Annotated in this window: 21 protein-coding genes and 1 tRNA gene; 11 read left to right on the top strand and 11 right to left on the bottom strand. The window is 65.1% G+C overall.

Features of this window, described 5'->3' with window-relative positions; all coding sequences use genetic code 11:
* Positions 1-168: 168 nt before the first annotated feature.
* From ACQRA4_RS02705 to ACQRA4_RS02695, 3 genes are all read right to left on the bottom strand, one after another.
* A complete protein-coding gene (locus tag ACQRA4_RS02705) occupies positions 169-1179 on the bottom strand; it encodes an NAD(P)H-dependent glycerol-3-phosphate dehydrogenase (protein ID WP_427821540.1) in 1011 nt (336 codons plus the stop codon).
* Between the two features lie 4 nt (positions 1180-1183).
* Positions 1184-2668, bottom strand: coding sequence for a M99 family carboxypeptidase catalytic domain-containing protein (locus ACQRA4_RS02700; protein WP_427821539.1), 1485 nt, complete (start codon positions 2666-2668; stop codon positions 1184-1186).
* A gap of 219 nt (positions 2669-2887) precedes the next feature.
* Positions 2888-3085 carry a heavy-metal-associated domain-containing protein gene (locus tag ACQRA4_RS02695; RefSeq protein ID WP_427821538.1) on the bottom strand — a complete coding sequence of 66 codons (198 nt, stop codon included), beginning with the start codon at positions 3083-3085 and terminating at the stop codon, positions 2888-2890.
* Between the two features lie 87 nt (positions 3086-3172).
* Here ACQRA4_RS02695 and ACQRA4_RS02690 point away from each other — a divergent pair, with 87 nt between their 5' ends.
* Positions 3173-5545: a heavy metal translocating P-type ATPase gene (locus tag ACQRA4_RS02690; protein WP_427821537.1), complete on the top strand. Its 2373-nt coding sequence runs from the start codon at positions 3173-3175 to the stop codon at positions 5543-5545.
* Positions 5546-5700: 155 nt separating this feature from the next.
* Here ACQRA4_RS02690 and ACQRA4_RS02685 read toward each other — a convergent pair whose 3' ends face one another.
* The 5 genes from ACQRA4_RS02685 to ACQRA4_RS02665 all read right to left on the bottom strand — a co-directional run bounded on the left by ACQRA4_RS02685 (position 5701) and on the right by ACQRA4_RS02665 (position 11056).
* Positions 5701-6027, bottom strand: coding sequence for a DMT family transporter (locus ACQRA4_RS02685; protein ID WP_427821536.1), 327 nt, complete (start codon positions 6025-6027; stop codon positions 5701-5703).
* A complete protein-coding gene (locus ACQRA4_RS02680; protein WP_427821535.1) occupies positions 6024-6917 on the bottom strand; it encodes a tRNA (adenine-N1)-methyltransferase in 894 nt (297 codons plus the stop codon). Before ACQRA4_RS02680 ends, ACQRA4_RS02685 begins: the two co-directional genes overlap by 4 nt.
* A gap of 132 nt (positions 6918-7049) precedes the next feature.
* On the bottom strand, positions 7050-9488 hold the full coding sequence (locus tag ACQRA4_RS02675; protein ID WP_427821534.1) for a penicillin-binding protein 1A: 2439 nt from the start codon (positions 9486-9488) through the stop codon (positions 7050-7052).
* 246 nt (positions 9489-9734) lie between these two features.
* Positions 9735-10052: a TusE/DsrC/DsvC family sulfur relay protein gene (locus ACQRA4_RS02670; protein ID WP_297828003.1), complete on the bottom strand. Its 318-nt coding sequence runs from the start codon at positions 10050-10052 to the stop codon at positions 9735-9737.
* A 335-nt stretch (positions 10053-10387) separates the two neighbouring features.
* The gene (locus ACQRA4_RS02665) at positions 10388-11056 is read right to left on the bottom strand and encodes a CBS and ACT domain-containing protein (protein WP_427821533.1); all 669 of its coding nucleotides are present in this window, start codon (positions 11054-11056) and stop codon (positions 10388-10390) included.
* Positions 11057-11228: 172 nt separating this feature from the next.
* Between ACQRA4_RS02665 and ACQRA4_RS02660 the strand changes: the two genes are divergently transcribed.
* Together ACQRA4_RS02660 and ACQRA4_RS02655 are read left to right on the top strand one after the other, a co-directional pair.
* Positions 11229-12377: a LarC family nickel insertion protein gene (locus ACQRA4_RS02660; protein ID WP_427821532.1), complete on the top strand. Its 1149-nt coding sequence runs from the start codon at positions 11229-11231 to the stop codon at positions 12375-12377.
* Between the two features lie 81 nt (positions 12378-12458).
* Positions 12459-12998 carry a hypothetical protein gene (locus ACQRA4_RS02655; protein ID WP_427821531.1) on the top strand — a complete coding sequence of 180 codons (540 nt, stop codon included), beginning with the start codon at positions 12459-12461 and terminating at the stop codon, positions 12996-12998.
* Positions 12999-13181: 183 nt separating this feature from the next.
* Here the strand turns inward: ACQRA4_RS02655 and ACQRA4_RS02650 are convergent, their stop codons facing one another.
* The 3 genes from ACQRA4_RS02650 to dut form a co-directional block, all read right to left on the bottom strand.
* Entirely contained in the window at positions 13182-13403 is a 222-nt protein-coding gene (locus ACQRA4_RS02650) for a TraR/DksA family transcriptional regulator (protein ID WP_427821627.1), read from the bottom strand.
* A 276-nt stretch (positions 13404-13679) separates the two neighbouring features.
* Positions 13680-14879 (bottom strand): aspartate aminotransferase family protein, encoded by a 1200-nt coding sequence (locus tag ACQRA4_RS02645; RefSeq protein ID WP_427821530.1) that lies wholly within the window; start codon positions 14877-14879, stop codon positions 13680-13682.
* Between the two features lie 41 nt (positions 14880-14920).
* A complete protein-coding gene (gene dut / locus ACQRA4_RS02640; RefSeq protein ID WP_427821529.1) occupies positions 14921-15433 on the bottom strand; it encodes a dUTP diphosphatase in 513 nt (170 codons plus the stop codon).
* A 114-nt stretch (positions 15434-15547) separates the two neighbouring features.
* On the opposite strand from dut, the gene trmFO reads away from it, so the two are divergent.
* The 8 genes from trmFO to ACQRA4_RS02600 all read left to right on the top strand — a co-directional run bounded on the left by trmFO (position 15548) and on the right by ACQRA4_RS02600 (position 22372).
* Complete coding sequence (gene trmFO, locus ACQRA4_RS02635) at positions 15548-16903, top strand: methylenetetrahydrofolate--tRNA-(uracil(54)-C(5))-methyltransferase (FADH(2)-oxidizing) TrmFO (RefSeq protein ID WP_427821528.1); 1356 nt, start codon at positions 15548-15550, stop codon at positions 16901-16903.
* A 183-nt stretch (positions 16904-17086) separates the two neighbouring features.
* Positions 17087-17163: transfer RNA gene (locus ACQRA4_RS02630), tRNA-Val, on the top strand.
* A 266-nt stretch (positions 17164-17429) separates the two neighbouring features.
* Positions 17430-19391, top strand: a complete 1962-nt coding sequence (gene thrS / locus ACQRA4_RS02625) for a threonine--tRNA ligase (protein ID WP_427821626.1) — start codon at positions 17430-17432, stop codon at positions 19389-19391.
* Positions 19392-19398: 7 nt separating this feature from the next.
* Complete coding sequence (gene infC / locus ACQRA4_RS02620; RefSeq protein WP_427821625.1) at positions 19399-19923, top strand: translation initiation factor IF-3; 525 nt, start codon at positions 19399-19401, stop codon at positions 19921-19923.
* Between the two features lie 100 nt (positions 19924-20023).
* Positions 20024-20221 carry a 50S ribosomal protein L35 gene (gene rpmI, locus ACQRA4_RS02615; protein WP_297826263.1) on the top strand — a complete coding sequence of 66 codons (198 nt, stop codon included), beginning with the start codon at positions 20024-20026 and terminating at the stop codon, positions 20219-20221.
* Positions 20222-20384: 163 nt separating this feature from the next.
* A complete protein-coding gene (gene rplT / locus ACQRA4_RS02610; protein WP_427821527.1) occupies positions 20385-20738 on the top strand; it encodes a 50S ribosomal protein L20 in 354 nt (117 codons plus the stop codon).
* Between the two features lie 211 nt (positions 20739-20949).
* Positions 20950-21984 carry a phenylalanine--tRNA ligase subunit alpha gene (gene pheS, locus ACQRA4_RS02605; protein WP_427821526.1) on the top strand — a complete coding sequence of 345 codons (1035 nt, stop codon included), beginning with the start codon at positions 20950-20952 and terminating at the stop codon, positions 21982-21984.
* Between the two features lie 10 nt (positions 21985-21994).
* Positions 21995-22372 carry a translation initiation factor IF-2 gene (locus ACQRA4_RS02600; protein ID WP_427821525.1) on the top strand — a complete coding sequence of 126 codons (378 nt, stop codon included), beginning with the start codon at positions 21995-21997 and terminating at the stop codon, positions 22370-22372.
* The last annotated feature ends 25 nt before the right edge of the window (positions 22373-22397 follow it).

Below are 22397 nucleotides of genomic sequence, written 5' to 3'. Positions count from 1 at the left end.
CCGGCATTGCGGTCCGGGTCGATATGCGTCGCCACGGCGGATGGAATTTCGCACGAGACCGCCGGCAAGCGACGGTCATTTGTGAAAAAATTCCTCTCTAATGTTCTGTCAATATCCTACTTCATGTCCAGGCGCAAGCCTGAAAATTTTTTCGCTGCGCGCGGCGGCCTATTCCTCGCGCAGACCACGGCTCATCAGGCTTTTGAGAGCTTCGCGCGGAGGGCGTTTCTCGTAAAGGACGGCATGCATGGCGGCGGTGATGGGCGCGTCAATGCCCAGCCGCAGGGCCAGCGCATGCACGGCGGCGGTGGTTTTGACGCCCTCGGCCACCATGCCAAGGCTGTGGGTGATGGCATCCAGACGTTCGCCGCGGCCCAGTCGCAGACCCACCTGGCGGTTGCGCGAAAGGTCGCCGGCGCAGGTCAGGGTGAGGTCGCCCAGGCCGGACAGCCCCATGAAGGTGCCCCGGCTGGCTCCGCAGGCCACGCCCAGGCGGCTCATCTCGGCCAGGCCCCGCGTGATCAGGGCGGCCCGGCTGTTGTGGCCCAGGCCCAGTCCGTCACAAACGCCGGCGGCGATGGCCATGACGTTCTTGAGCGCGCCGCCCATCTCCACGCCGGTGACATCCGTGCTGGAATAGCAGCGAAAGGCCGGGCCGGAGAACAGCTCCCGCAGGGAGCGGCCCAGAGTTTCGTCGCGCGCGGCCAGCACCACGGCCGTGGGCAGGCCCCGCAAAACTTCCGCCGCGAAAGAAGGGCCGGAGAGCGCCGCGTAGCGGGGTTCAAGCCCGGCCAGCGCCTCGGCGGTCACTGTTTCGCAGGTGGAGAGGCTGCCGGTTTCCAGCCCCTTGGCCGCGTTGACCAGCACCAGACCGGGCTGAAAATGCTTTTTGCGCTCGGTCAGCCAGCCCCGCAACTGTTGGGCGGGCACGGCCAGCACCAGCCAGGGGCGGTCAAGGGCGGTGGGGTTCGTGTCGGCTGTCAGACGGGCGTCCAGGGCCAGGCCCGGCAGATAGCGCGGATTTTCGTGGCGCAGGTTGATGGCGCGGGCCACATCCGCATCTCTCAGCCAAAGGGTCACGGGCAGGCCGCGCGCGGCCAGCAGGTGGGCCAGGGCCGTACCCCAACTGCCGCCGCCCGCCACGGTGACGGGCGTTGTGCCGGAAAGCGCGCCTGGCATGGGTTCAGAATCCCAGTTCTGATTCGGGGCCGGGCCGGTCGGGCAGAATGGGGCGGGCCCTGGCCACGCGGGCGTTTCTGGCCCCGAAGCGCAGCAGAAACATGCCGGTGAACCGCTGGTTTTTGTACACTTCCACCCGAAAGAGCGTTCCCCGGCGATCCACGGAGAAGTTCGGCGCAAAGTCCCTGAGGCGCAGGGGCAGGCCGCTTTCGTCGCGGCGGCCGCTGTCAAAGCCGATGGCGTTGACCCGGAAGCCTTTTTGCGGATGCACGCGCGCCGTGTCTTCCACATCCAGCACCCGGCCGAAGGGCACGATTTCGTCGCGACCGTCCACGGTGACGCGCACGGCGTCCAGGCTGTGATCCATTTCGCGCCAGTCAGGGCGGATCAGGGTGATGGTGCGGTTGCCGTAGTGGATGCAGAGCCGGTCGTCACGGCCCTGGCAGGGCAGCACCGCCATGATGGGCTTGCTGGTCACGGCTCTGGCCGGGCTGCCCTTGGGCAGAGGCAGGTAATTGATGGCGGGGCGCACATCCTCCAGAGGCAGAAAAACGCGGTTTTCGGCAAAGGAAACCCCCAGATTGGCCCGCAGGGCTTCGCCCACGCCCCGCGGCGTCAGGGCGAAGTCGCGTTTGAAGCTCACGCCCGCCTGGCGCAGAAAGGCTTCCACCATGCACAAATGGTAATAGGCGCGCAATTCCACCGGAAATTCCTTGCTGGCCTCCAGACCGAAAGCGGCCTTGCCCTGGCGCACGGCGTAATAGGACAGGCTTTTTTCCATCTCCTTGTCCCCGGCGGCGGTGTGCGTATTGTGAACATGGAGAACATGCAGGGGCTTGATCAGACGGCGGTTGACCTCTTCCGTCACCCTGGCCGCCTCCTCGGCCAGCGCGCTCATGAACACGCCGGGGGGCAGATCGTCCTGATCAATGATCACCGACTGGCCCCAGCGGGCCGGGTTGCAGAGATAATTCTGATAGTTCCGGCGGTAGTAGCCGCTGCCGTCGTGCAGATTGAGCACCAGGCCCACATCCGGGTGGCGGATCAGCTCCTGAATGCGGCGCACTGTGGAAAATTGCGGGTCGCTCTCGTCCAGGCGGGCAAACTTGCGGTTCATGTCGCCGTGCAGACCGCGCGAGCGCTTGATAATGCTGGGAAAGTTGAGGTTGGGCACGACCCAGACCGCCCCTTCCTGAATTTCATAGCGGGTGGCCAGCAGGGTGGCGGCGGAAAATCCCCCCGGTTCGTCGCCCTGAATGCCGCCCACCACCAGCACGGCGCGTGGAGCGCTGCCCAGGCGGATGGTGGTGAAGTCAAGGGGAAAGACTTCTTCGCAGCGCGCCGGCGCGGGCGGGCAGAGGGCGAAAAGGGCGCAGAGCAGCGGCAGGCATGCCGCCATATGCGACAACAGACACGGCCACAGGCCGGGGCGACCGTGAAAAACCGGCTCGGAGCCGGGAACGGACATGGGGCATGGGCTTGTATTCATTGCCTGTTCCTGCTGTGGATGACAGAGGAACGGTACGCCATTTGGCGCGGAACGGCAAGGAGGCGCAAGGCGGGAGAGATTCGCTTTTTTACGGGCCGTCAGAAAAGCGAATCTCTCAGGAATGGAGCGGGTCTGCGCCCGGATGCTGATTTGTCCACACGGACATGACGCCTCTCGCTCCGCCTGAATCCGGGCCGGTTTCCCGAGCGGAAGGCAATGCTATTCCGGGTCGAAGCCTATATCGCGAATGGCTGACTTCAGCGCGTCCAGATCCACGGGGGCGGATTCTTCATAGCGCAGTTCCTTGGCGGCCAGATCCACTTCAGGCGCGCTCACGCCGGGCACGCCGGAGGCGGCTTCCTCCACGGCGGCTTTGCAGTGGCCGCAGTGCATGCCGTTGACTTTTAGCGTTTTCATCTTATCCTCCAAACTAATTCAGTTTTCATTTTCAGTGGGTTCAGGCTACGCCGGGTTCGCTGAAAAAACAAGTCCGGAGGCGCGGTCATGACTGCGGAGAAAGAAACAGCCAACGCGGAAGGGGCCTGCCCCTTGCGTTTTGATATCGGCGGCATGCACTGCGCCGCCTGCTCCTCGCGCATTGAGCGGGTGGTGGGCCGCATGGACGGCGTGGAGAAGATCAATGTGAACCTGCCCTTGGCCACGGCCAGGGTCTGGGTCAGGCCCGGCCATGAGGAGGCGGCGCGCAAGGCCATTGTGGAGCGTGTGGCCGCGCTGGGCTTTTCAGCCACGCCGGCGGCGGATGTGGACGCCGCGACCCAGTACGAAACTTCAAGGGCCAAAGCCCGGCAGGACCGGCGGCAACGCCTGGGCCGCCTCCGGTCCATGATTGGTTTTTCCGTGCCGTTGCTGGTCGTCTCCATGGGGCATATGCTGGGCCTCAGTCTGCCCCCCTGGCTGGAGCCGCACAGCGCGCCCAGGGCCTTCATGCTGCTGCAACTGCTGCTGACCCTGCCGGTGGTCTGGCTGGGGCGGCATTTTTATCTTGAGGGCGTGGCGACCCTGCTGCACAAGTCTCCGACTATGGACAGCCTGGTGGCCGTGGGCACGGGCGCGGCCTTTCTGTACAGTCTGGGCAACACTGTGCTGGGCGCGCTGGGTTTCGACCCGGTCATGCGGGCCATGAACCTCTACTATGAATCCTGCGCCGTGCTGCTGACCATGATAGAGCTGGGCCAGTTTCTGGAAGCCGCGGCCAGGCGCAAGGCCGGCGACGCCATGGGCGCGCTGATGAGCCTCGCGCCGGAGACGGCCCTGCGTCTTGACCCTGAGGATCCGGCCGCGCCGCCCGAAGAGACGCCGGTTGCCGACCTGCGCGCGGGCGACCGCCTGCTGGTTCGGCCCGGCAGTCGCGTGCCCGTGGACGGCGTGGTGCTGACCGGCAAGAGCGCCGTTGACCTCTCCCTGCTGACAGGGGAATCCATTCCCGTGCCCGTGAAACCGGAAGACAAGCTGGTGGCGGGCAGCGTCAACGGCGAAGGCTCGCTTACCATGCGCGCGGAAGCCGTGGGCCAGGACACGCGCCTGGCGCGCATCATCCGTCTGGTGCGCGAGGCTCAGGGCAGCAAGGCCCCCATCGCGCGCCTGGCCGACCGGGCGAGTTTTTATTTCGTGCCCGCGGTCATGATTTTCGCCGTGCTGGCGGCCCTGGCCTGGCTGGTCTTCAGCGCCGAACCCGTCAGCACGCCGTTGACCGTGTTTGTGGCTGTGCTGGTCATGGCCTGTCCCTGCGCCATGGGCCTGGCCACGCCCATGTCCATCATGGTGGGCACGGGTCGGGGCGCGCAACTGGGCGTGCTGATCAAGAACGGCGCGGCCCTTGAGCAGGCCGGGCGGCTCACTGTGCTGGCTGTGGACAAAACCGGCACCCTGACCACGGGCAAGCCCGTGCTCACCGGCATTTCGGTGCTGGACGCCGCCGGTTCGGTCGCGAACTCGACCGCGGACGGGCTGGACGCAACGGCCCTGCTGACGCTGGCGGCGGCGCTGGAGGCGCGCTCCGAGCACCCGCTGGCCCTGGCCCTGATCAATGCCGGGCGCGAGCGCAACTGCCCGCCCTGCCCGGTGGAGGATGTGGAGGTTGCGCCGGGCCTGGGCATTGCCGGCACGGTGACGCTGAACGGGCAGAGCCACGCCGTGGCCGTGGGCAACCGGGCCTTTATGAAGGAACGCGGGCTGGAAGTCGCCGGGGAGGCCGACGCGCGACTGGCGGCTCTGGCCGGGGCCGGGCAGACCCCGCTGCTGCTCGCCGTGGGGGCCGCCGGCGCGGCGCGTCTGGCCGGCATTCTGGCCCTGGCCGACGCCCTGCGGCCGGAATCTCCGGCGGTGGTTTCCCGCCTGCGGGCTATGGGCGTGCGGGTTGTCATGCTCACCGGCGACAATGAGCGCACGGCCCGCGCCGTGGCCCGCCAGGCCGGGGTGGACGAGGCGGTCGCCGGGCTGCTGCCCGCCGAAAAGGCCGACTATGTGCGCCGCCTTCAGAATCAGGGGCAGGTGGTGGGCATGGTGGGCGACGGCATCAATGACGCTCCGGCCCTGGCCCTGGCCGATGTGGGCATGGCCGTGGGCACGGGGGTGGACGTCAGCGCCGAAGCCGGGGATATTGTGCTGATGCGCGGCGGCATGGAAGCCGTGCTCACCGCCCTGTCGCTGTCGCGCGCCACCATGCGCAACATTCGCGAAAATCTGGGCTGGGCCTTTGGCTACAACATTCTTGGCCTGCCTGTGGCCGCCGGTCTGCTGCATGCCTTCGGCGGTCCCATGCTTTCGCCCATGCTGGCGGGCACGGCCATGGCCCTGTCTTCGGTATCCGTGGTGACAAACGCCCTGCGGCTGCGCTTTTTCAAGATCACGTCGTAGCGTCCGCCGCGTCGACGGCTGGCTGGGGCCGGCATGATTCGGAGCGTCCGCGGCCGCGGTCGTGGCGCTTTCGTCTCATGGAATCGCTGGATGCGGCTGGCGGACGGCGCGGCATGCCCCGCGCCGGTCAGCGCGGCGTGAAAGGCTCTGCCCGCCTATGGCGAAACGGCCTTGAGCACAATGACGCCGCCCACGATCATCAGCGCGCCCAGAACCCGGCCCCAGTGCAGGGCGTCGCCGAACACGGCCACGCCGATCAGAAAGGCTCCCGCCGCGCCGATGCCCGTCCAGACCGCGTAGGCCGTGCCGATGGGAATATGCTTCTGCGCCAGGAACAAGAGCCAGCCGCTGGCGGCCATGCTCAGGACGGAAAAGGCAATGGAGGTCACACGCCAGGCGGGTGCGGTCTGGGCCAGCTTGAAACCCAGGGGCCAGCCGATTTCACACAGGCCGGCGGCTATGAGCAGCAGCCAGGGGTTCACGCCTCATCCCCGTCCGCTCCCGCGCGTTCCGCGGCGCCGGGCGCTGTCAGGCCCAGGCGGGCCAGGCGCGCGGCTTCCCGCTTGCGTTCGCGCGTGCCCAGAGGACGGCGGGATTCAAAGTCTTCGCTGCGCTCCTGCTGACGACAGAAGACCAGAAAGCCGGTGTGCGCGGTCATCCTGTCTTCAGGCCGCAGGCGGTCGGCCACGGGTTTCCAGCGGCGGATCAGTATCTCGCAGACCTCCTGCTCCGCGAAGGGGCCGCGTTCCAGCCCCAGCAGCAGTTTGCCCACCTGATCCACCGTTGGCAGCAGAAAGCCCAGACACGCGCCGGGCCGCACGGCCCGGGCCGCCTGATCCAGATACTCCCAGGGGGTGCGCACATCCAGAAAGAGCGCGTCGGCTCCGCTGACGGCAAAGCCCTCGGCCACATCCCGGTGGTGCAGTTCCACATTGTCGCCCACTCCGGCCCACTCCAGGTTGCGGCGGGCCAGGCGTACAAATTCCTCGCGCGCGTCATGGCTGACCACCCTGCCCGTGGGTCCGCAGAACCAGGAAAAACCCGCGGTCAGACCGCCGGAACCGCAGCCCGCCTCAATGATGGTGCGGCCCGGCCCGACGCCGAGGCGCAGGCAGATATAGGCAATGTCCTTGGCGTAGATGATCTGGGTCTGGCGCTTGACGCCCTGCAGGCGGTCGAAAAGCGTGGCCTCCTGCACGCGTATGGGCACATCCAGCGTGGTGCGGGTTTCCGCGCCGAAGTCCAGAGCCGCCACCTGCGCGGCGGTCAGGACGCCGTCATTGCTGTGCCAGTCCTGGCCTTCCTCCAGCCGTTTGATGTAGCGTCTGCCCTTGGGCGTCACATAGACGACGAGAGAACCATAGGGAATCATATTTTTCCTTTACGCATTTCGCATTGAAAACGGTCTGCCGGCGGCGAGGGCCGCTTTTTATCGCGCATGCCCGCCTTGCCGGCGGGCGGCATTTCCGTCGCGGGCGCGGCGGCGGCAAACAGGGCAAACTCGTCAGAACATCTGGCGCATGAGGTTCTCGCCGCCCTCGGAAGTGTCCACCACCATGCCGTCCTGCACGCCGGCATCCGTGGCCGAGACGCCTTCCAGGGGCATGTCTGTCCGGTAGGCGAAGTTGCCGGACATGACGACGCCCTCAGGCATGGTGAAGTCCCTGGCTTCGTACAGATTTTCCACCACGCCGCGATAATAGCGGAAAATGGGCGCGGCGGTGCGCCCGCCCTGTTCCAGACGGCCCAGAGACTGCAACTGGTCATAGCCCACATAGACGCCGGTGACCAGATAGGGCGTGAAGCCCACGAACCACGCGTCGCGCTCTTCATTGGTGGTGCCGGTTTTGCCCGCGATGAAGCGCCCTTCGATCTTGCCGCGCGAGCCGGTGCCGGCGTTGACCACGTTTTTGAGCAGAGTCGCCATGATATAGGCGTTCTGCGGGCTGACGGCCTGCCAGTGCTCCTCGTCCTGCCGGTAGAGCTCACGCCCCCGGGCGTCGGTGATGGAGGTGATGATTCTTGGGCGCACGCCCAGTCCCTGATTGGCGAAAGCCGCATACGCCTGGGTCAGATTGAGCGGAGACACCGCCACCGCGCCCAGGCTTACTGAAAGTTCCTGCGGGAAGGCGGGTTCCAACCCCAGGGCCTTGGCCCGCTGAATCACATTGGCGATGCCCACCTGCTGGGCCACGCGCACGGTGCAGGTGTTGCGCGAAAGGGCCAGTGCCTGATGCAGGGGCAACTGGCCCTTGAAGTTGTGCTCGTAGTTGGAGGGACGCCAAACCTCGTTGGTATAGGGGTTCACATAGACAAAAGGCGCGTCCAGCACAATGGATGACGGCGTAAAGCCGCAATCCATCGCCGTGGAATACACCACGGGCTTGAAGCTGGAACCCGGCTGGCGGCGGGCCTGGGTGGCGCGGTTGAAATGGCTTTCTCCGAACCGGTACCCGCCGATCAGGGCCACCACGTCGCCGCTCTGCGGCTCCAGAGAGGCCAAAGCCCCCTGCACGGCCGGCTCCTGTTGCAGAAGCAGGGGAATGGGCGTGTTCTTTTTGACCTCGGCGGGGTCAAAGGGCACGGCATGCTGTTCCTTGCGGCCCTTGGCGTTGGCGGCGACGGCAGTGCGCGGCGCGGCGGAAACCCGAATCAGGTCGCCGGGGCTGAGAACCAGCCTGGCGTCCTTGACGGCCGGGGCGTGTATGCCCGCCACTTTGGGATTGGGCTTGCGCGCCCAGGACATATGGGCCACCGGGATGACGCCAGTGTAGCCCCCGCCCAGGGCCACGCGGGCTTCCCTGGCGTCCACGGCGGTGACCAGCGCCCTGACCCACGCGCCGCCCGCCAGGTCCAGGGGCGCGAAGGCCGTATCCGCTTCAAAGGCGCGCTGTCTGTCGGCATCCAGGTGTTCCAGGGGGCCGCGCCAGCCCTGGCGCTTGTCCAGCTCTTCCAGGCCGCGTCGCAGGGCTTGCCCTGCGGCTTCCTGATGGGCCGGGGCCATGGCGGTGCGCACGGTGAGGCCCGCCTCATAAACATAGTCCTCGCCATATTTGCGGGTGTCCACGCCCAGGGCCTTGAGGTTGCGCTCGGTGAAAAATTCGATGAGCAGGCGGCGGGCTTCCTCCAGATACCAGCGGGCGGCGCCGCCCTGGCCCTCCGGCATGCTCCAGTAGACCAGGGGTTCCGCGACGGCCTGGGCGTATTCTTCGGGGGTGATCCATTTCAGGTCGCGCAGACGGCCCAGCACATACATCTGGCGGTTTTTGGCGGCAGCGGGATGGCGAAAGGGATTGTAGCTGCTGGGGGCCTTGGGCAAACCGGCGATGACCGCGCTCTCGGCCAGGGTAATGTCAGAAGCGTGCTTGCCGAAATAGGCGCGCGCGGCGGCCTCCACGCCGTAGGCGTGCTCGCCCAGATATATCTGGTTCAGATAGATGGTCAGTATTTCATCCTTGGAGAGATCCTTTTCCAGGCGGTAGGCCAGGATGGCCTCCTTCATCTTGCGGCTGTAGCTGCGTTCCGAGGTCAGCAGAAGCTGTTTGATGAGCTGCTGGGTGATGGTGCTGCCGCCCTCGCCGGCGCGGCCCCTGCGAAAGTTGTTGATGGCCGCGCGGGCAATGGCCATCGGATCCACGCCCATGTGCCGGTAAAAGGAATCGTCCTCCGCCGCCAGAAAAGACATGGGCAGAAAGCGGGACATGTCCTTGAGGCCGATGACAAAGCGTTTTTCATGGTAAAGGAGGCCCAGCGCCGAACCGTCGCGGGCCAGCACCGTGGTGGCCTGCGGGGGATTGTAGTCGGCAATGCGGGTGATGTTGGGCAGGTCGCGGGAGGCCCAGTACAGCAGCATGGCCGCCGCGCCGCCGCCCGCCAGGGCGCAGAACAAGAAGATGCCCACCAGCCAGAGGGCGAGCTTTTTCCAGGAAAAGCGGATGTTCATGGCAGGGCAGTACCGTTTTTTTGCGTTGGCGTAAAGGGCGGGGTGGAGAAGCGCCGCTGGAAAACGCGCGGGCCGCGCGTCAGGCGTCGCCTGAAAAGAACGGGCAGGCGGCCGGGGGCGGCCAGGAGGGCATCAGGGAGCGACGCTGTGAAGCCGGCGCGCGAACCGGGGGAACGGCAACGGGGTAATGACAAAAAAAGGCGGAAGGGCAAACCTTCCGCCTTTTTTTCAAAAATCGGGCCAGGACTACACGCAGCCGGTGGGCTTGGGCAGGCCGGCCATTTTGCAGGCGCCTTTGCCGGGGCCGGAGGGGAAGAGTTCGTACACTTCCTTCAGCTTGTAGCCGGTATTCTTGGAAAGAATACGAACCATGGGGGCAATGCCGTTCTTTTTGTAGTAATCCTGCAGGAAGTCGAGGATCTTCTGATGATCGGCGGTGATCTCGGAGATGCCTTCGGATTCCTTCACATATTCCATCCATTCGGGGCACCAGTCGTCAAAACGCAGCAGGAAACCGTCTTCGTCAACTTCAAAGCTTTTGCCTTTATAGGTGATCTCAGCCATGCGTGTCCTCCTTGGACAGATATTGCTTAACTCGCCGGGACAATATGCCCTGACGCTACGCCAGCCGGAATGTCCGACCCCGACCGAATTCCGCTTGAAGACGCGGTTGCGGTTCCAACCGCAGGTACAGGCATGCTTATTTCACAAAATGGTGACGATGGCAAGCCCTGTGCGCTTTTTTTCGTTTCTCCCAGCCTATTTGCCTGAAAACGAATGTATTAGAGGCAAGGCTTTCTCCGTATGCGCATGCCGGGGGCAACCCTTGTGAAAACGCCGCCGTGAAAAGCCGCATTTTCACGGCGGCGTCGCATGCAGGCGGATTATGCGGGCCGCCCCTAAACCAGATGCACCTCGTTGCGCGCCCAGTAGAGCAGGTGGGCGTGCTCCTTGACGTCGGCGATGACCGCTTCTTCGGCTTCGCGGCTTTCCATGTCGCGCAGGCGCAGAAAAACCCTGCGCTCGCCATCCTGATTGTTGGCGGAGAGCACTGAGAGAATTCTGGCCCCGTGCGCGCGCAGCAGGTCAAAAATGGGTTTCATGGCTCCGGGCCGGTTGGCGATTTCAATGCCGAGCTGGATGCCGCCCTCGCGCACGCCGGTGATGTTCACCAGCGCCTTGAACACGTCCTGGTCCGAAATAATGCCCACCAGGCGTCCGCTTTCCTCCACCACGGGCAGCCCGCCAAACTTGTTGTCCAGCATCAGCATGGCCGCTTTTTCCACCGTGTCCGTGGGTTTGACTGTGAAGGGCCGGGGCGTCATAATGTCTTTGGCCTTGAGTTCGGCCAGCAGGTAATGCATCTCATACATGTCAAGGGTGGTCGCCTTGGAGGGCGAGGCGTCCCTCACGTCGCGGTCGGAGATGATGCCGACCACATGCTCCTTGTCGTCCAGTACGGGCAGGCGACGCACGTTGTTGTCGCGCATCAGCTTGCCGATTTTGAGCAGGGACGTTTCGGGCGTCACGGCAATCACCTCTGTGGTCATCCAGTTTTGTATGAGCATGCTTCCTCCCAAATAGGCGGTTGAAATCATCGTGCGGCGCGGCCCGCGAAAGCCGCGCGCCGGGAACCGTGTTCCCGTCTTCCTCATACACCAAGGGCGGGCCGCCGCACAAGCCCGTCATGGCGCGCCGGCAACCGGCCGGGCGCGCGTTTTTGCCGGCAGGAGGGCATGTATGGATATGTATCTGGATTGCGGCAACGGCATCAGCGGCGATATGACCCTGGCGGCCCTGGTTCACCTGGGGCTGAACCTGGCCCCGCTGACGGCGGCCCTGGCCCGCGCCGGGGTGGATTGCCGTATTGAGGCCCGGCCTGAAACGCGTGGCGGCGGCCCCGGCAGACGGGTGGACGTGAGCTGGGACGACGGTCAGCCCTTGCGGCATCCGGCGGATATCGCGGCCATCCTCAACCGTCTGGAAGTGGGCGATACGGCGCGGCGGCGGGCTTTGGCCGTGCTGGAGGCCCTGACTCTGGCCGAGGCCGAGGCGCATCAGATCGCGCCGGAAGAAGTGCATTTTCACGAAGTGGGGGCCGTTGACACTCTGGTGGATATAATCGGGGTCTGCTGGGGGCTGGAGCAGCTGGGCGCGGGCCGCGTCACGGCTTCGCCCCTGCCCTGGTTCTCCGGCACGGTGGAGTGCGCGCACGGCCTGATTCCCCTGCCCGCGCCCGCCTGCGCCTGGCTGATGCGCGGCAAGCCCGTATGGCCCACCGGCGCGCGGGAGGAACTGGTCACGCCCACGGGCGCGGCCCTGACGCATGTGCTGGTGGATGAATTCACGGATGGCCCGCAAGGCGTGCCGATCGCCCTTGGCACGGGCTACGGTTCTCGCCCCGCTTCCGCGGGTCTGCGGGTCTGGCTGGTGGAGCCCGTGGCCGAAAGCGTTCCGCACGCGCGGGGCGGTCTGGAACATGTGCTGCAACTGGAAAGCCATCTGGATCATCTCAGCGGCGAGGAACTGGGCCTGGCCATCACGGCTTTGGCGGCATTGCCCGAAACGCTGGATGTGCTCTGGCTGCCCGGCATCGGCAAAAAGAACCGCCCGGCGGGTCTGCTGCGCGTGCTTTGCCGCCCCCAGGACGGCGAGAGCGTGAGCCTGGCCGTGCTGCGCCACACCCACAGCCTGGGGCTGCGGCGGCAACGGCTGGAACGTCTCGTTCTGCCGCGGGAGGCCGCCGGGCTGAGCCGCGCGGGCGAAACCCTGGAGGCCAAGGCCTATACGCTGGAGGGGCGGCGCTATGTGCGGGCCGAGGCCGACGCGGTCAGGGCGGCGGCGGCCCGTCTGGGCGTGGGGGCTCCGGCCCTGCGCTTTGGCGAATGACCGCCAGGCTTTCTCTTGCCTCCGCGTTGACTTGGGCTTATTGTAACATCCGGGCGCCAAGCCCGTTGCAAGGAGGTATGTATGCATATGAAACATGTCTGGCGGCCGCTGGGCCTGTGCGCCGTGGCCGCGGCCGTATGGCTGGCCGGCGGCCTGAATGCCCATGCCGCGCCCGCCGCCGTTGCGGAAAGCATGCCCGCTGTGGCCGGTCATGCCCTGCCCGGCAAGGCCGTGGCGGACAAGACTGACCGCAAGCGTGAAGACTTCGAGCGCCGTCAGGATCGCAAACGCGATGATTTTGAACGCCGTCAGGAGCGCAAAAAGGATCAGTTTGACCGGCGCGACGAGCGCAAGGCGGACAAGCGGGATCGCAAATATGATCGCAAAGGCGACAAGTATGACCGGCGGGACGACCGGCGCCATGATGACAGGCATGACCGCGACCGTTACGAGCACCGTCGCGACGACCGCGATCACCGGCGTGACGAACGTTATGACCACCGCCGCGATGACCGGCGGGACGGGCGTTATGACCACCGTCGGGACTATGACAGCAAGCATGACGAACGCTACGACAGGCGCGGCCCGCGCCATGACGACCGCAGGTCCATGCCGTTGTAATCGCTGATGAAGCGAATGTGGGCTAAAAAGCGCGCCTCGTGAAAACGGGGCGCGCTTTCGCGTGACGCCTGTGAAGAGCCGTTGCGGGCGCGTCGGAGCGCGCGGCAAGAGCGACGCGATGCTGTTTCGCACGCGCGGCCCGCGCAGACCCGCGGCCCCGGCGGCGCGAATATGGGAAATGATTCAGCGGCCGCTGTTTTCGCGTTCTTCCTGACAGGCGCGGCACAAGCCCACGCCGGGCAGGGCGTCCAGGCGTTTTTGCGGGATGGGGTCGCCGCATTCGCGGCAGCAGGCCACGCCGTCGATCCATTCCGGTCCGCTGCGATCCATGGAGGCGCGCGCCCGCACCAGGGCGGACTCCCTGTCCAGGCGTTCCAGTTCGGTGGCCTGATCAAACACGTCCATCATTGTCTCCTTGTTTCCTGTATGGCGGCTGTCAGCTCCCGCTGCCAGCGGGCCGTACTCAATGTGAAAATGCTTTCGGGCAGACCGTGTGAGAAACGCCATCCGCCAAAAAGCGCGTTTTCCGGTCGGCGGCCTTGCGGCAGGCGGGTGCGGTTGCCCCTGGGCAAAGTAAGCGGCAACCCCGCCGGAGCGGGGTTGCCGTATGTTTGTGCGCATGTTTCAAGGGTTGCTTGCCTAACACAAGAAGCTGAAGCTGTAAAGTCTTGTCCGCGGCGGTCAGTTGGCCCGCAGCGCCTCTTCCAGCACACGCGTGAAGCCGTCCAGGTCAGCCTGGTCAATGGTCAGGGGCGGCAGCAGGCGCAGGGTCACGTCATGGCTCAGGTTGCAGATGTAGCCCCGGCGCAGCAGCTCTGCCCAGACCGCCTGACCGCCGCCGGTCAGTTCAATGCCCAGCATCAGGCCCACGCCGCGCACTTCACGGATTTTTTCGGGCAGCCGCAGTTGCAGGGCCCGCAACTGCTCCTTGAGATGCGCGCCCAGAGCGGCCGCTCGTTCAGCCAGATGGTCTCGCAGCATGATTTCCACGGTTTTGGCGGCCACAGCCGAGGTCAGCGCGCCGCCGCCAAAGGTGGTGGCGTGGCTGCCGGCCTCAAAGCCCCTGGCCATTTCATCCGTGGCCAGCATGGCGCCCATGGGCAGGCCGTTGGCCAGAGATTTGGCCATGCTGATGGCGTCGGGCTTCAGCCCGTAAAGCTGGAAGGCCCAGAACTTGCCGGTGCGGCAGAGGCCGGCCTGCACCTCGTCGCAGAGGAAGAGGATGTCTTTTTCCCGGCAGAGGGCCTGCACCTCATGCAGATAGTCTCCAGGCAGGGGCACCACGCCGCCTTCGCCCTGAACCACTTCCACCAGCACGGCGGCCGTGGCGGGCGTGACGGCCGCGCGCAGAGCCTCCAGGTCTTTGGCCGGAACCTGTCTGAAGCCCCCGGGCAGGGGCGTGAAGCCCTTGCTCAGGCTCTCGCGGCCTGTGGCGGCCAGCGCGCCGAGGGTGCGACCGTGAAAGCAGCCGCCCAGGGTGACGATTTCATAGGCGTCGCGTTGTTTGACGACGCGCATGTAGCGCCGGGCCAGCTTGATGCACGCCTCGTTGGCCTCGGCCCCGGAATTGCAGAAAAACGCCTTGCCGTGGTGGCTGGTGGAGAGCAGCAGCCGCGCCAGGTCGAGCTGTTCCTGCTGGTAAAAAAGATTGCTCACATGCCAGAGCTTGCGGGACTGGCGTTCCAGGGCTTCGCAAACCTCATCGTTGCAATGGCCCAGACCCGCCACGGCAATGCCCGCCAGCAGATCCACATATTCCTTGCCGTCCACATCCCAGAGGCGCGCGCCCCTGCCTCGCGCGACGGCCAGCGGGTAGCGGCTGTACGAGCGGCAGAGCAGGCGTTCTTCCTCGGCTTTGACGGCATTGAAGGCGTGCGACATGGAATGGATTCTCCTTGTGAATGGGCTGAAAACGCTTCGGCTCAGCGCCCTGTGTGGCCAAAACCGCCCGCCCCGCGTTGGGTGGCGGCCAGTTCCGACACTTCTTCCCAAAGGGGGCGGACATAGGGCTGAAAAATCAGCTGGGCCATGCGCTCGCCGAGCGCGAGACCGCGCTCCTCTCTGGAGGTGTTCAGCAGCATGACCAGAATTTCTCCGGTATAGTCCGGGTCGATGACGCCCACGCCCTGGGCCACGGTAAGCCCCTCGCGCGCGCCCAGGCCGCTGCGGGCGTAAACAAAGCCCGCCAGGCCCGGCTGTAGCGGCTGCACGCTGACGCCTGTGGGCACGCACAGCCGCGCGCCCGGCGCAATGCGCGCAGCGGGCGCGTCCAGGCAGGCCCGCAGGTCGAAACCGGCGGAAAGAGCCGTGGCCGGGACCAGAAAATCCTGCCCCGCCTGCGCGTAAAGCTCACGCGCGCCGGGGCGTACAAAGGCGATGCGCACCGGCGCGACGGCTGTCGACCGGTCGTCAGGGGAGGGCGTGTTCGTGTTCATCACGCCAGTGGTGTAGCGCAGGAAGGCGGCGGGGGCAAGTGCGCGGCGGGGAAAGCCCCTGTCTTGCTTTTGGGCCTGTTTTCCTACAAGCTGCCGGCAGATGAGGGAGCCGTAATGAATATGACATCCATAGCAGTGGTGGGCGGCGGTCTGGCCGGGTGCGAATGCGCTCTGCGTCTGGCGCGCGCGGGCCTTGACGTGACCCTTTTTGAGCAGAAGCCCGGCTTTCGTTCGCCGGCGCATGTGAGCGACTGTCTGGCCGAGCTGGTCTGTTCCAACTCGTTGCGTTCGGACGAAGGCACATCGGGCGTGGGGCTGCTCAAGGCTGAAATGCGCGCTCTGGACAGTGACTTCATGGCCGTGGCCGACGCCTGCCGGGTGCCCGCCGGAAAGGCCCTGGCCGTGGACCGCGAGGCTTTTGCGCGGGCCATGACCGCGCGGGTGGCCGCCGAGCCGCGTATCCGCCTGGTGGAGCGCCGCATCAACGCCCTGGATGATCCCGCCCTGGACGGGGCCGACAGCGTGGTCATCGCCGCCGGTCCCCTGGCTTCGGAAGGGCTTTCCGTCTCCCTGGCACAGGCGTTGGGCGCGGAGCACTGTTATTTTTACGACGCCATCGCGCCCATTGTCTGGACGCATTCTCTGGACATGAGCGTGGTCTTCCGGGCCTCGCGCTACGGCTGCGAAAACGGCGAGGCGGCGGGGCAGGGCGATTATCTCAACTGTCCCATGAATCGCGAGGAATACGAGACATTTTATCAGGCCCTGCTGGATGCCCGCAAGGTGGAGGCCCGGGCCTTTGAGCGCGAGACGCATTTCGAGGGCTGCATGCCGCTGGAGGCGCTGGCCGGACGCGGGCCGCGCACCCTGACCTTTGGCCCGCTCAAGCCCGTGGGCTTTGTGGATCCCCGCACGGGCCGCCGCCCCTGGGCCGTGCTGCAACTGCGCGCGGAGAACGCCAACAGCGAAACATGCAACCTGGTGGGTTGCCAGACCAAGCTGACCCAGGCCGAACAGGTCAGGGTGTTCCGCCTGGCGCCGGGTCTGGAGCGGGCGGAGTTCGCCCGCTACGGCAGCATGCACCGCAATACCTATGTTAACGCGCCTGTGGCTCTCAACGCCGATCTTTCCCTCAAAAAACGCCCGCATGTCTTTCTGGCAGGGCAGATCACCGGTGTGGAAGGCTATGTGGAATCCGCCGCCTGCGGCCTCTGGCTGGGGCTGAGCCTGGCGGCCCGCGCGCGCGGCGCGGATATGCCCCGGCCGCCTGTTCAAAGCGCCTTGGGCGCGTTGCTGAACCATCTGCAAACGCCGGCAAAACATTTTCAGCCCTCCAACGCGCATTTCGGCCTCATGCCGGAACTGGGCGAAAAAGCCCGCAAAAAAGACCGCAAGGCTCTGTACGCGACCCGCGCCCGGGCGGCCTTTGCCGACTGGCTGGCCGGGAACAGGAGCGCGGGAATGCTGTAGCGGAAAAGCGCCCTGACCCGCATTTTGATTTTGTTGTTATCTCAATATATTATGAATGGCAGCGCGTCTTCGGGCCGTTGCCGGCGCGGGCGCGACAACGGCATGCCGGCAAAAGTTGCGCGAAACCGGCAAAAAAGAGTTGACGCTGGCCGTTGCAGCGGCTATGTAGTCTCTTGCCTCTGTAGGAGCGTAGCTCAGGTGGCTAGAGCACTTCCTTGACACGGAAGGGGTCAGCAGTTCAAGTCTGCTCGTTCCTACCAATTGAAATTCAGGGGATTTTCCCCTCAGCATAGAAGGCGCGCCGCGTGAAAGGCGGTTCGCGTCCGGGTGTTCGGCACAGTGGGGAGGTTTGCCTCCCCACTTGTTTTTGGGGCTTCGCGCATGGGGCCGCGCCGCGAGTCGTTCGGAAGCGCGGGCCCGGCGCGGCGCAGCCGTCGCGAGCGGGCCGGAACCGGGCTTTCGGCGAAGCGGTCTTGCTGTTGAACGCGATGTGTTCAACATGGCATGGTATCAGAAGGAGATTGTCATGGATGTCCGTGTGGAAGGGCAGGTAGTGGACGTTCCCGCCGGGGCCGAGCTTGCGGCGGCGCTGCAAAAGGCCCTGAGCGGCAAAAAATTCAAGAGCGTGGTGGCCGCCAGGGTTTTGAGCGGCGACCATGAGGCGGACGCGTCCGGCGTGTTGCTGGATTTGTCCGCGCCCCTGCCCGAAGGCTGCGCCGAGCTTGCGCCCGTTTACGCCGATTCGCCCGAAGGCCTGCGGATGATCCGCCACTCCGCAGCCCACGTCATGGCCGCCGCGGTCAAGCGTCTTTTCCCCGCGGCCAAGGTGACCATAGGCCCGGCCATCGACAACGGTTTTTATTATGACTTTGACGTGGAGCGTCCCTTCTCCAGCGAAGACTTTCCGGCCATTGAGGCCGAAATGCAAAAAATCGCCGCCGCGCGCGAGCCGTTCAGCCGCGAAGTGCTGTCCAAGGCCGACGCCGTGGCGCGCTTCAAGGCTTTGGGCGAAACCTACAAGGTGGAGCTGATTGAGGCCATTGATGCGGATACGGTTTCTCTCTATACCTGCGGCGATTTTACAGACCTCTGCCGGGGACCGCATGTGCCGCACACCGGCTTTGCCAGGGCCTCCAGGCTGATGTCCGTGGCCGGGGCCTATTGGCGTGGCGATGAGAAAAATCCCATGCTTTCGCGTCTTTACGGCACAGCCTTTGCCGACGAAAAAGCGCTTGCCGCCTACCTCAAGCAGCTTGAGGAGGCCAGGCGTCGCGACCATCGCAAACTGGGGCGCGAACTGAACCTGTTCGCCTTTCAGGAAGACGTGGCCCCCGGCATGGTTTTCTGGCTGCCCAGGGGCATGCTGACGCGCGCCATTCTGGAAGACTTCTGGCGCAAGGAGCACCTCAAGCGCGGCTATGACATGGTGCAGGGCCCGCAACTGCTGCGCGTGGAAACCTGGCAGCGTTCCGGCCACTACGATCACTACCGTGAAAACATGTATTTCACGCAGATTGAGGACGACGCCTACGGCATCAAGCCCATGAACTGCATCGGGCATATGCTTGTCTACAGGCATGAGATGCGCAGCTACCGCGATCTGCCCCAGCGGTATTTTGAGCTGGGCGTGGTTCACCGCCATGAAAAGAGCGGCGTGCTGCACGGCCTGCTGCGCGTGCGCCAGTTCACCCAGGACGACGCGCACATTCTCTGCGCGCCCGAGCAGCTTGAGGGCGAGATTCTGGAGGTCATCCACCTGATTCGCGACCTGATGGGCCTCTTCGGCTTTCAGTACAAGGTGGCGGTTTCCACCAGGCCCGAAAGCAGCATCGGCACGGACGAAGCCTGGGAGCTGGCCACCAACGCCCTGATTCAGGCGGTGGAAAAGGCCGGTCTGCCCTATGAAATCAATGCCGGCGACGGCGCGTTTTACGGGCCGAAGATTGACGTGCGCCTGCTGGACTGCATCGGCCGCGAATGGCAGTGTTCCACCATTCAGGTGGACTTCACCCTGCCCGAGCGCTTCGACCTGACCTATGTGGGGCGGGATGGCGAACGCCACCGCCCGGTGATGGTGCACCGGGCCATCATGGGTTCGCTGGAACGCTTCATCGGCGTGCTTATCGAACAGTTCGCCGGGGCTCTGCCCACCTGGCTCGCGCCGGAGCAGGCCCGGCTGCTTACGGTCACCGAGGGCGGCGACGCCACGGTGGAGCGCATGCGCGGCCAGTTGCAGGCATTGGGCATTCGGGCGACGACCGACACGCGCAATGAAAAACTCGGCTTCAAGGTGCGCGAGGCCCAGCTGGCCAAGGTGCCGTATATTCTTGTGGTAGGGGAAAAAGAAGTGCAGGCTGACGGCGTGAACGTGCGCCTGCGCGGTGGTGAGAACCTGGGGCTCAAATCCGTTGCCGAAGTGGCCGCCCTGATCCGGGCGGACGCGGAAGAGCCTTTCAAACAAGGAGGGATGCGTTATAGCTTCGCCTAATATGAGAATGCGGCGCGACATGCCGCAGGACGGTGTGCGCCGTAATGAACTGATCCGCGCGCGCGAGGTGCGCGTTATCGGCGCGGACGGTGAGCAACTGGGAATTTTGCAACGCAACGAAGCCATTGCCCTGGCCAAAGAGGGGGGCATGGATCTGGTGGAGGTGGCGTCCAACTCTGAACCGCCCGTCTGCCGAATCATGGATTACGGCAAGTTCAAGTACGAGCAGCAGAAAAAGAAAGCGGAGGCCAAAAAACGCCAGGCCGTGGTGCAAATCAAGGAAATCAAGGTTCGCCCCAAGACCGACGACCATGATTATGAAACCAAGCTGCGCCATATTCGCCGTTTTCTGGAAGGCGGCGACCGCTGCAAGATCACGGTATTTTTCCGCGGTCGCGAAATTGTCCACAAAGACCGCGGCCTGAGCATACTGGAACGCGTTGTGCGGGATCTGGCGGATGTGGCCAAGGTGGAGCAGGAGCCCCGCGCGGAAGGCCGCACCCTGCAGATGCTGATGGTGCCCAAGAAATAATCTTCTTGCGGCCGGCTGTTTTTTAAGGCACTATGCCTTCCCCGGCGGTCTGACCAGAGCGCCGGCCATATCCGTTTTTTGTTCTGTTAAGGAGTACGCCATGCCCAAGATCAAAACCCGGCGCGCCGCGGCCAAGCGCTTTCAGCTTACCGGCAGCGGCAAGTACAAGCGCCGCCGCCAGAATCTGCGCCACATTCTGACCAAGAAGGCCCCCGGTCGCAAAATGCGCCTGGGCCAGTCCACCCTGGTGGACAGCAGCAATGAAAAGGCCGTCCGGCGCATGCTGCCCAACGGCTAGCGGCGACGCCCCTTTTCCGCCACATGTCGCCCGCGTCGTGCGGGGCGGCGCGCGCGGAGCCGCGAGCATGCTTCAATCCGCGTCCCCCGGCGAGGGGGCCTGATTCATTTTATCCACCCGGCGGGCTGTCCTCCGCCTGGCCGGCGTGAAGGAGGGTACGCCCATGCGTGTGAAGAGAGGTCTTGCCAGTCACCGTCGCCACAAAAAATATCTGAGCGCCGCCAAGGGTTTTCGCGGGGGCCGCAGCCGCCTGTACCGCACCGCCCGCGAGGCTGTGGAGCGTTCGCTCCAGTATGCCTTTATCGGTCGCAAGAATCGCAAGCGTGATTTCCGCACGCTCTGGATTCTGCGCATCAACGCCGGCGCGCGCCTGAGCGGGCTGTCCTACAGCCGTTTCATGCACGGCCTGAAGCTGGCCGGCATTGAGCTGAACCGCAAGGTGCTGGCTGATCTGGCCGTCTATCATAAGGACGATTTCGCCAAGGTGGCGGATTTGGCCAAGGCCGCCCTGAAATAGCGGCACTGGGCCTGTTTTTTCGCTGGCGGCTTTGCCTTCGTCCTTGCGCTTGCGGGCGGAAAGAGTCTGTTTCGCGCATAAACGGCTTGCCTGCCGCGCCGGCGAAAAATATCCAGACGCCTTTCCAGAATTTTGCGGGCGGCGCGGCCAAAAGCCCGCCGCCCGCGTTTATGAAAGCCTCAGCGCCGCGCAGGCGGCATCGGGAATCTGCATGGACCTGATAACAGCATTGGAAGGCCTGGCGCCGGAACTCCAACGAGGGCTGGACCAGGCTTCTTCTTTGGAAGACCTGGAAGGCTTGCGGGTGGATTTTCTGGGCCGCAAGGGCCGGCTGGCCCAGATCATGAGCCTTTTGCCAAAACTTCCGCCTCAGGAGCGGCCCGCCGTGGGGCAGGCCGCCAACAGCGTGAAAGAGCGCTGCAACGCCCTGTTTGAAGAGCGCAAAAACGCCCTGGAGGCCGGGCGCGAAGCCGCCGCCCTGGCGCGTTTTGACCCTTCCCTGCCGGGGCGCGCGCCCTGGCGCGGTTCGCTGCACCCCACCACCCTGGTCATGGAAGAGATATGCGGCATCTTCAAGGGCCTTGGCTTTGATGTGGCTTCAGGACCGGAAGTGGAAATCGACCACTATAATTTCGAGTCTCTGAACATGCCCGCCGAGCATCCGGCCAGAGACATGCAGGACACGCTCTACATCACCGACACGGTGCTCATGCGCACCCATACCTCGCCGGTGCAGGTGCGCACCATGCTTTCCCGCAGGCCCCCCGTGGCCGTGGTGGCCCCCGGCAAGGTCTACCGGCGCGATTCCGACCTGACGCACACCCCCATGTTCCATCAGATCGAGGGACTGATGGTGGGGCATGACGTCAGCATGGCCCATCTGCGCGGCATTCTGACGGCCTTTGTGCGGGCCGTGTTCGGCGCTGACACCAGGGTGCGTTTCCGGCCAAGCTTTTTCCCCTTCACCGAACCCTCGGCGGAAGTGGACATCTCGTGCTGCATGTGCGGCGGCAAGGGGCATGTGAACGGCGAGCCCTGCCGGGTCTGCAAGACCACCGGCTGGGTGGAGATACTGGGCTGCGGCATGGTGGACCCGGCGGTATACGACGCCGTGGGCTATCCCCAGGACGTGAGCGGCTTCGCTTTCGGTCTGGGGGTGGAGCGCGTGGCCATGCTCAAATACGGCATCGGAGACTTGCGCATGTTTTTTGAGAACGATGCGCGTTTTCTGGGGCAGTTCGCCTGAGGCCGCCGGCATGAGGCGCGTTCTGACCCTGTTTGCCCTTTGCGCGGCTCTGTGCGCGGGGGCGGTTCTGACGGATATGGCCGCGCCGACGCGCGCGGCCCAGGCCGCCTCGGCCCTGAGCCCGCGCCATTCCGGTCTGGAACCGCCGGGCGGCCCCAGGCCCCTGGAAGGTCTGCCGCCCGCCAGCGCTCCGTCGCGCACGGCCGAGGGCGGCATGGGCTATACGGATGCTTACGGCAACACTGTCGAAGACCGGCCGCCTGAGGAAAAAGCGCCCCGCAAGCGCCCGCGCCCCGGAGCCTACGGCTCATACGGCGTCGGGGCCGCCGCCCGGCCCCTGCCGGACCCGGACGCCGGGCCAAAAAGCCCGGCCTGGTCATTCAAATAGGCCTGATCAGGCCACAGGAACGAAA

This window comes from Desulfovibrio sp. SGI.169 (assembly GCF_050313595.1).
In the GTDB taxonomy this organism is placed as follows: Bacteria; Desulfobacterota; Desulfovibrionia; order Desulfovibrionales; family Desulfovibrionaceae; genus Desulfovibrio.
Note: the sequence above shows the minus strand (reverse complement) of the source record. Positions and strands in the feature narration are given on the sequence as shown.

Excerpts from the sequence above, each read along its gene's own strand:
- ACQRA4_RS02600 (WP_427821525.1), top strand. The coding sequence starts at position 21,995 with ATGAGGCGCGTTCTGACCCTGTTTGCCCTTTGCGCGGCTCTGTGCGCG.
- ACQRA4_RS02655 (WP_427821531.1), top strand. The coding sequence starts at position 12,459 with ATGCATATGAAACATGTCTGGCGGCCGCTGGGCCTGTGCGCCGTGGCC.
- infC (WP_427821625.1), top strand. The coding sequence starts at position 19,399 with ATGCGGCGCGACATGCCGCAGGACGGTGTGCGCCGTAATGAACTGATC.
- ACQRA4_RS02670 (WP_297828003.1), bottom strand. The coding sequence starts at position 10,052 with ATGGCTGAGATCACCTATAAAGGCAAAAGCTTTGAAGTTGACGAAGAC.
- dut (WP_427821529.1), bottom strand. The coding sequence starts at position 15,433 with ATGAACACGAACACGCCCTCCCCTGACGACCGGTCGACAGCCGTCGCG.
- rpmI (WP_297826263.1), top strand. The coding sequence starts at position 20,024 with ATGCCCAAGATCAAAACCCGGCGCGCCGCGGCCAAGCGCTTTCAGCTT.
- ACQRA4_RS02660 (WP_427821532.1), top strand. The coding sequence starts at position 11,229 with ATGGATATGTATCTGGATTGCGGCAACGGCATCAGCGGCGATATGACC.
- ACQRA4_RS02650 (WP_427821627.1), bottom strand. The coding sequence starts at position 13,403 with ATGGACGTGTTTGATCAGGCCACCGAACTGGAACGCCTGGACAGGGAG.
- ACQRA4_RS02665 (WP_427821533.1), bottom strand. The coding sequence starts at position 11,056 with ATGCTCATACAAAACTGGATGACCACAGAGGTGATTGCCGTGACGCCC.
- ACQRA4_RS02705 (WP_427821540.1), bottom strand. The coding sequence starts at position 1,179 with ATGCCAGGCGCGCTTTCCGGCACAACGCCCGTCACCGTGGCGGGCGGC.
- ACQRA4_RS02695 (WP_427821538.1), bottom strand. The coding sequence starts at position 3,085 with ATGAAAACGCTAAAAGTCAACGGCATGCACTGCGGCCACTGCAAAGCC.
- rplT (WP_427821527.1), top strand. The coding sequence starts at position 20,385 with ATGCGTGTGAAGAGAGGTCTTGCCAGTCACCGTCGCCACAAAAAATAT.
- ACQRA4_RS02700 (WP_427821539.1), bottom strand. The coding sequence starts at position 2,668 with ATGAATACAAGCCCATGCCCCATGTCCGTTCCCGGCTCCGAGCCGGTT.
- ACQRA4_RS02680 (WP_427821535.1), bottom strand. The coding sequence starts at position 6,917 with ATGATTCCCTATGGTTCTCTCGTCGTCTATGTGACGCCCAAGGGCAGA.
- ACQRA4_RS02675 (WP_427821534.1), bottom strand. The coding sequence starts at position 9,488 with ATGAACATCCGCTTTTCCTGGAAAAAGCTCGCCCTCTGGCTGGTGGGC.
- trmFO (WP_427821528.1), top strand. The coding sequence starts at position 15,548 with ATGAATATGACATCCATAGCAGTGGTGGGCGGCGGTCTGGCCGGGTGC.
- ACQRA4_RS02645 (WP_427821530.1), bottom strand. The coding sequence starts at position 14,879 with ATGTCGCACGCCTTCAATGCCGTCAAAGCCGAGGAAGAACGCCTGCTC.
- thrS (WP_427821626.1), top strand. The coding sequence starts at position 17,430 with ATGGATGTCCGTGTGGAAGGGCAGGTAGTGGACGTTCCCGCCGGGGCC.
- pheS (WP_427821526.1), top strand. The coding sequence starts at position 20,950 with ATGGACCTGATAACAGCATTGGAAGGCCTGGCGCCGGAACTCCAACGA.
- ACQRA4_RS02690 (WP_427821537.1), top strand. The coding sequence starts at position 3,173 with ATGACTGCGGAGAAAGAAACAGCCAACGCGGAAGGGGCCTGCCCCTTG.